An 8577-nucleotide genomic window follows, 5' to 3' on the forward strand; every position below is an offset into this window, starting at 1 on the left:
GAAATCTGATGTGGATGAAACATTATCTGCGTTTATATCCAATGACAAGATTTATTCACCAGACAGAACTATCCACTCACGGACAATGCCTAAGTGCATTACCGCGGGCCCAGCATCCCACGCGGGTTGTCATGCGTTTTATCTCAATTATACCGTTTTATTATTTTGAGATTTTTCTTAATAACCTTTGTGTGCATAAGGAGATCTTATGTTTGATTGGCAACAACCGCTGGTAATCTTCACTGATTTAGATGGCACGCTGCTGGATAACCACACTTATGATTGGCAGCCGGCAGCAGCCTGGCTGATGCGTCTGAAACAGCGGGATGTGCCAGTTGTCTTGTGTAGCAGTAAAACCGCTGCAGAAATGATGCTTATTCAGAAAGAGATTGGACTGGAAGGTCGCGCGTTTATTGCTGAGAACGGGGCAGTTATCCAGCTTGATGCAAAATGGCAGGATGACGAGTCCTGGCCACGCATCATTTGCGGGGCAACACATGCAGATATTCTGGGTGTCCTGCACCATCTTCGCGAACGGGAAGGCTATAAGTTTACCGCGATTTCCGATGTCGACGCGCAGGTGCTCAGCGAGTGGTCTGGTCTGAATGACAAACATGCGGCGCTGGCACGCCTTCAGGAGGCTTCTGAGACGCTTATCTGGCGCGATACAGATGAACGCATGGCCGCATTTTCCGCGACGTTACATCAGCTTGGGCTGCGTTTTATTCAGGGGGCGCGTTTCTGGCACGTGCTGGATGAGCAAAGCGGTAAGGCTCAGGCGGTCAGTTTTCTGCGCCGCAGGATGCTGCAACGGGAAGGTCACAGCCGCCTTTCCCTTGGTTTAGGTGACGGCCCTAATGACGCAGACCTGTTGGATAGCACCGATTACGCCGTCGTGGTGAAAAGCCTGAATCGGGAAGGGATTCATTTAAAAAATGACGACCCGCAACGAGTCTACCACACGCAGCGGCAAGGCCCGAGTGGCTGGGACGAGGGCCTCAGCCACTTCCTGGGTGATTAATCTTTGGCGCGCACCTGATTACGTCCACCCTCTTTCGCCAGATAGAGGCGGCGATCGGCCACCGATTGCAAATAGGCAAAATCATAACGTTTCTGCTCATCGTCGCTGGCTGATACCCCGACGGACGCGCTGACGCGAATGGTCTGCCCTTTCGACACCAGTATCTCACGGCGGTTGATACACTCGCGGATACGCTCGGCTATCTCTCGCGCCTGAGCAAGCGTGGCGTTCGGCAGGACAACGCAGAACTCCTCTCCGCCCACACGCCCGGCAATATCCCCTTCGCGTATTTTATTCGCAATCAAGCGGGCAATATGTGCCAGCACGCGGTCACCAGCCTGATGGCCATAGTGATCGTTAATCGATTTAAAATGATCGAGATCGAGTTGCAGAACCGCCAGCGGTTTTCCTGCCTGCCGACACTCTGCCGATGCCGTTGCCGCACGCTCAAACAATGCGCCACGGTTGTATAAACGCGTCAGCGCATCGTACCAGGCGCGCCATTGCAGGGACTCCTGTAATGTGGACATGTTACTCACCATCTGACGAATAACCATCCACGAGAGAATCAGCATACCGGTGAACAGTATCCACAGCAGCGTAAGCGCGATGCTGATACGCCCAAAATCGCCTTTTATCCCCTCTTCCAGGCTGTGAATCCGCAGCAGAACACCATCAAAATTACGCAGCTTTTCCCAGCTGATATAGCGCGTCATTTCGCGAAGACTACCGCGATTATTCTCTTCGTAGGCGCGAGCGAGCTGGGCCTGCACTTCCTGGGTGAGTGGCGTGACTTGCGGGTTGGACGAGGCGATCAGGTTCATCCGGCTATCATAAAGCTGATACTCCCCTTCTGTTTCGCCTTCCACGGCACGTAACAAAAACTCGCCCATTTCTCTGACGGAGAGTTGCGCCGCCAGCACACCAAACCAGTAGTGCTGATAGTTCAGCGGTACAGATGCGGTAACCATCTGCGCTTCATGCTGTTTATCGCTGGAAAACGTCGTGTACCAGCGCACGCCACGTCCGGGATTTTCACGTTCAGACTGCTGTATGAACCACGGGCTGGTCACCAGTTCATAAAACTGTTCGGTAATATTACGGGTCACGGGCTCGCTGCTCAGGAAGAATCCGGCCCGCGACACGTAAAGCATGCGCGGTGAAAAGCGCGAAAGATGTTGCCCGGTAATCGAAGAAAGACGCAGTAAATAGCCCAGCTCTAACGCCGCGGTGAACTCGTTTGTGACCAATGGGTTATCGCGCGATAAGAAATCAGATTGCTCGACAAACGCATCCGACACACCATTGAGCGGCAACGTACGGCGGTTTTCCAGCGCGATATGCCAGTCAGGCTCATGGCGCTTACGGGAAAATTCCGCTTCCGCGTTGCGCAGGACCTCAAACGCCAGGGGTGCCTGCAACGCGGCTTGCATACCATGACGAAAAAAAAGCAGGCGATCGACATTGAATTGCAACTGTCCGTCCATCTCACGGGCAACGTTTTCCAGATTATTGCGCTGGCTGGAGATATAAGCCTCCTCCAGTACCACCGTTTCGCGCCACGTCAGAATCGTTGAACACAGCAGAACTATGCAAAAGCAGAGGTTTACCACTCTACCGGGTCTGGAGTGCTGGCTAAGTTTTCTCAACCAACCGGGGGATTTTTCGGGGGCTACGGGATGCACAAAGGCTCCCGGCAAAACTCCTGATGAAAAGACAACGTACTCACTCCTGAACGGAAAAACGGCCTTGAATTCAATATGTACAAACAATCTTAGTATCGAGTCACACACGCATCATTGCCTGATGCGCTACGCTTATCAGGCCTACAAGGTTTCTGCAATATATTGTATTTGCAAAAAATGTAGGCCGGATAAGACGTTTGGCTAGGCTTTCTCCTGCGCGCTATCGCCACCAGGCATGAGCTCATCTTCACGGAAGGCCTCACGCTTGACGCCAAAACCGTCATACCAGCGACACTCAACCATCCCACTGGCATAACCCGTCACAACCATACGCTGACCGCCATTTTTAGACCGAACTTCATCACTGACCAAAAAGACCATAGTTGCCTCCGGTATCAGGGTGAAACAGTTTCACATTAGTCGATCGCCAGCGGATTTGCGTAATAGGTGCGCACTTTTTAGCCTTCACGCTGACGAAGGCGATTGATGCCATTTACGACCGCAACCACGACAGCGCCGATAATAAATCCGAGCACCAGATTCGCAAGCGTCGGGAGTAACATCGCGACGACGGCGCCCTGCTGCGTGGCAAAGCCTTCAATCGCGTGATGCAACGGCGCAACGCCGTGAACCACAATCCCACCGCCAACCAAAAACATCGCCAGCGTACCGACCACTGATAGAATTTTCATCAACCAGGGTGCAACAAAAAGTAAACCTTTCCCGACCCCTTGTGCCAGCGCGCTCTTTTTCTCTGCCAGCCAGTAGCCCATATCGTCCAGTTTAACGATGATGCCCACCAGCCCATAAACGCCGACGGTGACCAGTACGGCAATACCTGACAGAATCAAAACCTGGTTCAGTAGCGGGGCTTCTGCCACGATGCCCAGGGTAATCGCGACGATTTCTGCGGAGAGAATAAAATCGGTACGGACAGCGCCTTTTACTTTATCGCGTTCGTAAACCATCGGATCCTGGTTGGCGATGGCGTCTAATCGCTGCTGACGCGCGGCATCGTCCTCTTTGTGCTTACGCGCATGCAGCGTATGCACCACTTTCTCCACCCCTTCGAAGCACAGGAACGCCCCGCCTATCATTAACAACGGGGTCACCGCCCAGGGAATAAACGCGCTGATCAACAGGGCCAGCGGTACGAGGATCACTTTATTCAGCAGTGAACCCTTCGCCACACTCCAGACCACCGGAAGTTCACGATTCGCGCGCACGCCGGAAACCTGCTGTGCATTCAGTGATAAATCATCGCCCAGCACGCCCGCCGTCTTTTTCGCCGCCAGCTTTCCCATCATGGAGATGTCATCCAGCAGCGTGGCAATATCATCCAGTAAGGTTAATAAACTACTTCCCGCCACAATCTATTCCTTTCATTATTTTGTTTATTAATCACACAGTATGGAACAAATATACGGGTTACACATACCATACATTCTGCATACATAAATTCAACATTTCACTGCAAATAAAAGCACTCGCAGAGAATCATTTTGCCGCTTACTATATCCCGCCTTGGTGTTTTCCCGTGAGAAATTATGCGTATCAAACAGCTGTTACCGCTTATCGGTGCATTATTTGCGCTCTACATTATCTGGGGTTCGACCTACTTCGCCATCAGCATCGGCGTTGCCAGTTGGCCACCGCTAATGATGGCGGGCGTGCGTTTTCTCTCGGCGGGAGTGTTGCTGCTGAGCTATCTGCTGTTAACCGGTCATCGCCTGCCCGCCTGGCGTCCGTTGCTGAACGCCGCGTTAATTGGCGTACTGCTGCTTTCAGTGGGTAACGGTCTGGTCACCGTCGCCGAACACCAGAATGTGCCTTCCGGTATTGCTGCCGTGATGGTCGCGACGGTGCCGCTGTTTACACTCTGCTTCAGCCGCTTTTTTGGTATCGCAACGCGTAAACTTGAATGGTTGGGTATCGCCATCGGTCTTGCCGGGATTATTCTGCTGAACAGCGGCGGCAACCTCAGCGGTAACCCTTGGGGCGCGGTATTGATTTTGATTGGTTCGATGAGCTGGGCTTTCGGTTCTGTCTACGGTTCACGCATCGTACTGCCCGTCGGTATGATGGCTGGGGCGGTTGAAATGCTGGCAGCAGGTATCGTACTGATGAGCGCTTCTCTTCTGACGGGTGAGCGTCTGACCACAATGCCGGATACCTCTGGCTTTCTGGCGGTAGCGTATCTGGCGGTGTTCGGCTCCATCATCGCCATTAATGCCTATATGTTTTTGATCCGCAATGTGTCGCCTGCGGTCGCAACCAGCTACGCCTATGTTAACCCGGTGGTAGCGGTACTGCTGGGTACCGGGTTTAACGGCGAGCGTTTATCGGGCGTCGAATGGCTGGCGTTGGTAATTATTATCACCGCCGTGGTGCTGGTGACATTAGGAAAGTATCTGGTCGGCGCGAAAAGCAGCGTTACATCGTGTCAGGTAGAGAAGTAACCGCCAGTTGCGACATCCCCTGAGTGCCGATCTGCGCGCTGCCCTCGCCGCCGCAGATCCACTCTTCCAGCCGTTCCTTCAGGTCGATATCCGCCAGTTTTTCACGCCCGCGCAGGGCGCATTCCCAGATAATCAGTACGCGCCAGCCCAACTGATGTAACCGGGCAATATCGCGCCTGTCGCGCGCCACATTGCTGGCGATTTTTGTCAGCCAGAATTCCGTACGCGTGGCGGGGACCTTAAACAAGTAGCAGTCGTGATGATGCCAGAAACAGCCATGGGTAAAGATGATGCAGCGATAATCGCCCAGCACGAAGTCGGGCCGCCCCGGCAGGGTTTTCTCCTGTGCCGTCCAGGCGAAACCACACTCGGTAAGCAACGTGGCGACGCGTTTTTCTATCGCCGTGTCACGCGTACCGATCGCCCGCATGTTTTTACTGCGGGTGGCTTTATCGTGAACGTCCGCCATTTTTCTCTCGCATCGTAACGGCATGAAGAATGCGCGAACGCAGCAGACGCGCTACGGCGGCAAAAACCGGCACCACCACGGAATTACCAAACTGGCGATACGCCTGGGTATCAGAAACCGGAATACGGAACTGATGGCTATGGGGTTGTTCAAAGCCCATCAGGCGCGCACATTCCCGTGGCGTTAAGCGGCGCGGGCGATGCCTCTGGTTTTGCGGATCGTCGAAATCTTTCTCCCCCAGCGCTTTATCCCAACCGCGATCGATGAGGATCTCCGCACCGTCTTTGTAATAGCGCGCAGAGAGTGTACGCGCCACGCTGCCGGGACGTGTCGGGTCAACCATGCCGTAACCAAAACCGTTGCCTTTTGCCTGGTGCTTACGCGCGTAGCGGTAAAGATATTTCCACAGTACGGGGGTCAGAATGAATTTTTCATCCACTGTCGGGTCCAGCAGTTCGCCAAACTCTGGCCGCCGCGCCGGGTAATAATTCGGAATATCGCGCAGGGTAAATCCTTTGTGCAGACCAAGAGAGCGTCGGAAACCCACCAGCACGATACGCTCTCGGTGCTGCGGTAAAAAGTGCTGCCCGTCGATAATTTTCGGGTCATCCGCGCCCATATCCGTTGCATCAGAGACTTCGTACCCCAGTTCATCGAGGGTTTGCATTATGATGCGGAAAGTTTTACCGCCGTCGTGGCTTTTGAGATTTTTGACATTTTCCAGCACAAAGATAGGCGGGCGGCGGGCATCGATAATGCGCACAACGTCAAAAAACAGTGTGCCCTGCGTATCGCAGGCAAAACCGTGCGCGCGACCCAGCGCATTTTTCTTGGAAACGCCCGCCAATGAAAACGGCTGGCACGGGAAGCCCGCGAGCAAAACATCGTGCTGGGGGATGTGTTGACGAATATTCTCCTGAGCTTCACTGTCGCTCACATCCGTGTGACGACTTAAGGTGATATCACGGATGTCGGCGTTGAAATGATGCTCGCTCGGATCGCAGAACCAGTTTGCTTTATAGGTTCGCACCGCATGTTTGTTCCATTCACTGGTAAACACGCACTTTCCGCCTATGGCTTCAAACCCGTGACGAATGCCGCCGATGCCGGCAAACAGATCAACAAAACGAAATGCGTAATCAGGATGATGTGCGGGAGGTTTGGGCAATAAAGCCGCCAACTGAGCCATCTCGTTTTCACTCAATCGCGTATTGGCACGCGCCAGCGTCACCACCCGTTTAACGATAGCCGGGCTCCAGTGCTGCTCGCCAACCGCATTCAGCTGCGCCACGACGGTTTTGAGATCATAAATATCCAGCACATGTTCAAGCAGTGCCTGGGCATCGGTTTCAACCGCCTGATGCGGGGCCGCGCTCAGTGACTCACTCTGTTGCATAGATTCAACCAGACCAGACAAATAAGCGTGAGATTACCATACTTTGCCGAAGGAAATTCATTCCGACAGCGTAAATCGACGCACTACGGCTTCATCTATACCCAGCGGGTCGCCACGCAACTCAGCGCTCAGTTTCGCCATAAACTGCACCAGATAATCCGCATTGTGTTGCGCAAGCTTGCGCCCTCTGACGGTTTGCATGGTTTGCGGTAGCCGTAACAGCTTGGTTTGAAAGTGATCCAGCGCCCAACGTTTATCGTCTAACGGGCGAGAGTCAGCAAAAGGATCGTCCGCGTCAAACAGCGGCGTGTTCATGGCGCCCGACACGGCAAAGACGCGCGCGAGGCCGATAGCGCCTAACGCTTCTAGACGATCGGCATCCTGCACAATTTTCGCTTCCAGGGTCCGTGGCGTTATCTGCGCGCTAAAACTATGAGCTTCAATGGCATGCGCCAGCGCGGGGAAGAGATCGTCCGGGAAATCAGGGAAGTCCTGACGCAGAATGACCTGCGTTCGTTCGGCAGATAACCGCGACGCGCGTGAACGATCGGGATGATTTTTGGGCGGGCTGATAATGTCGTGGAAATAGCAGGCCGTGAGCAGTACCAGTAAGTTGACAGGTTCGTCTGCGGCGATGTGTCTGGCACTGAGCCAGACACGGCGGAAATGGGAAATATCGTGGGCGGCATCGCCACCGGGGTAATGTTGTGCGAACCAGCGTTCGAAACGCTGCTGCCAGGCATCGATTGTCATGCTTTGCGGCCTTAATCCGTTTCCAGGCCGCGAGAATAACAAAATTCGCTTAGCGCATCATTCCTGAATCTGACGAGGACGGGTATACCAGGCGATGCCGCCGAGGATCAACCCGACAATGCCGAGCACGATAAACCCCGCAAGCGCACCAAGCAGTTTGCCGGAGGTTGAGGCGATTTCGCCATCCAGCGTCGCGCCAGGAAGGGTTTCTACCTCGCTAATTACCCATAAGTAACGCACCATAGCCCAGACAAAATAGCCGCAAAACGCATAAAAAACCCATAACGCCAGCTTACCGCCAGGGCCACGCGTCATAGTCTCTTCCATATAACACTCTCATTTAGCGAGGAAAATCGTTGTTGCTGCAATTCCACTTAAGGAACAAATGTGATTGCGGTCACATTATAGCGACTCTTTGCACGCTGAGTAGTACTGGTCGGTCCTGCCTGAGCGCAAAATGCCGATCGTTTGATCTTCGGCAATTTTGTGAGGTGATGCACAATTCTTCAGAGGCACAAGCGTGAATGCTTCATGATTTTGTTGATTGACATAATTTCACTATATATCTTTGATGAAGTTATTCATACTTTTAATATTTTACGATCCGTTTTCAGACTTTATCTTTCATTATTTTCATGCAACTATTGCTCCGTTATTAGCCTTTTGTTGTTTTACACTGCACTCGTTAAATTTTTTTCATCTATAGCAGGCCCGATGATTTTTTAGTCGGGCTTTTTTTTTTAGTTTTTTTCCTCTTGCCCTGTCATCAAATCACATATCAATATCTAATACAT

The 8577-nt window shown here is 52.8% G+C and carries 9 protein-coding genes; 2 read left to right on the plus strand and 7 right to left on the minus strand.

The features are described from left to right. The first annotated feature begins 208 nt into the window (after positions 1-208). Positions 209-1021, plus strand: a complete 813-nt coding sequence (locus NMC31_RS21530; protein ID WP_149462268.1) for a mannosyl-3-phosphoglycerate phosphatase-related protein — start codon at positions 209-211, stop codon at positions 1019-1021. Here the strand turns inward: NMC31_RS21530 and dgcQ are convergent. The 3 genes from dgcQ to NMC31_RS21545 all read right to left on the minus strand — a co-directional run bounded on the left by dgcQ (position 1018) and on the right by NMC31_RS21545 (position 4076). After that, positions 1018-2706 carry a cellulose biosynthesis regulator diguanylate cyclase DgcQ gene (gene dgcQ / locus NMC31_RS21535; RefSeq protein ID WP_253899031.1) on the minus strand — a complete coding sequence of 563 codons (1689 nt, stop codon included), beginning with the start codon at positions 2704-2706 and terminating at the stop codon, positions 1018-1020. The two genes, NMC31_RS21530 and dgcQ, sit on opposite strands and share 4 nt — an antisense overlap. 201 nt (positions 2707-2907) lie before the next feature. Beyond that, a complete protein-coding gene (locus NMC31_RS21540; protein WP_253899032.1) occupies positions 2908-3087 on the minus strand; it encodes a YodC family protein in 180 nt (59 codons plus the stop codon). Positions 3088-3164: 77 nt separating this feature from the next. Next, entirely contained in the window at positions 3165-4076 is a 912-nt protein-coding gene (locus NMC31_RS21545) for a DUF808 family protein (RefSeq protein ID WP_253899033.1), read from the minus strand. Between the two features lie 177 nt (positions 4077-4253). Between NMC31_RS21545 and yedA the strand changes: the two genes are divergently transcribed. Further along, the gene (gene yedA, locus NMC31_RS21550) at positions 4254-5165 is read left to right on the plus strand and encodes a drug/metabolite exporter YedA (protein WP_253899034.1); all 912 of its coding nucleotides are present in this window, start codon (positions 4254-4256) and stop codon (positions 5163-5165) included. Here yedA and NMC31_RS21555 read toward each other — a convergent pair. From NMC31_RS21555 to drpB, 4 genes are read right to left on the minus strand one after another with little or no spacing between them, the layout of a single operon-like run. After that, positions 5140-5634 (minus strand): very short patch repair endonuclease, encoded by a 495-nt coding sequence (locus NMC31_RS21555; protein ID WP_253899035.1) that lies wholly within the window; start codon positions 5632-5634, stop codon positions 5140-5142. The genes yedA and NMC31_RS21555 overlap by 26 nt on opposite strands. Continuing rightward, the gene (locus tag NMC31_RS21560) at positions 5615-7030 is read right to left on the minus strand and encodes a DNA cytosine methyltransferase (RefSeq protein WP_253899036.1); all 1416 of its coding nucleotides are present in this window, start codon (positions 7028-7030) and stop codon (positions 5615-5617) included. The genes NMC31_RS21555 and NMC31_RS21560 overlap by 20 nt, the downstream gene beginning before the upstream one ends. Before the next feature lie 57 nt (positions 7031-7087). Then, a complete protein-coding gene (locus NMC31_RS21565) occupies positions 7088-7783 on the minus strand; it encodes a phosphohydrolase (protein WP_253899037.1) in 696 nt (231 codons plus the stop codon). A 57-nt stretch (positions 7784-7840) separates the two neighbouring features. Further along, positions 7841-8110, minus strand: a complete 270-nt coding sequence (drpB, locus tag NMC31_RS21570) for a cell division protein DrpB (RefSeq protein WP_253899038.1) — start codon at positions 8108-8110, stop codon at positions 7841-7843. Between the last annotated feature and the right edge of the window lie 467 nt (positions 8111-8577).

The organism is Pseudocitrobacter vendiensis, from assembly GCF_943590815.1.
Taxonomy (GTDB): Bacteria; Pseudomonadota; Gammaproteobacteria; order Enterobacterales; family Enterobacteriaceae; genus Pseudocitrobacter; species Pseudocitrobacter vendiensis.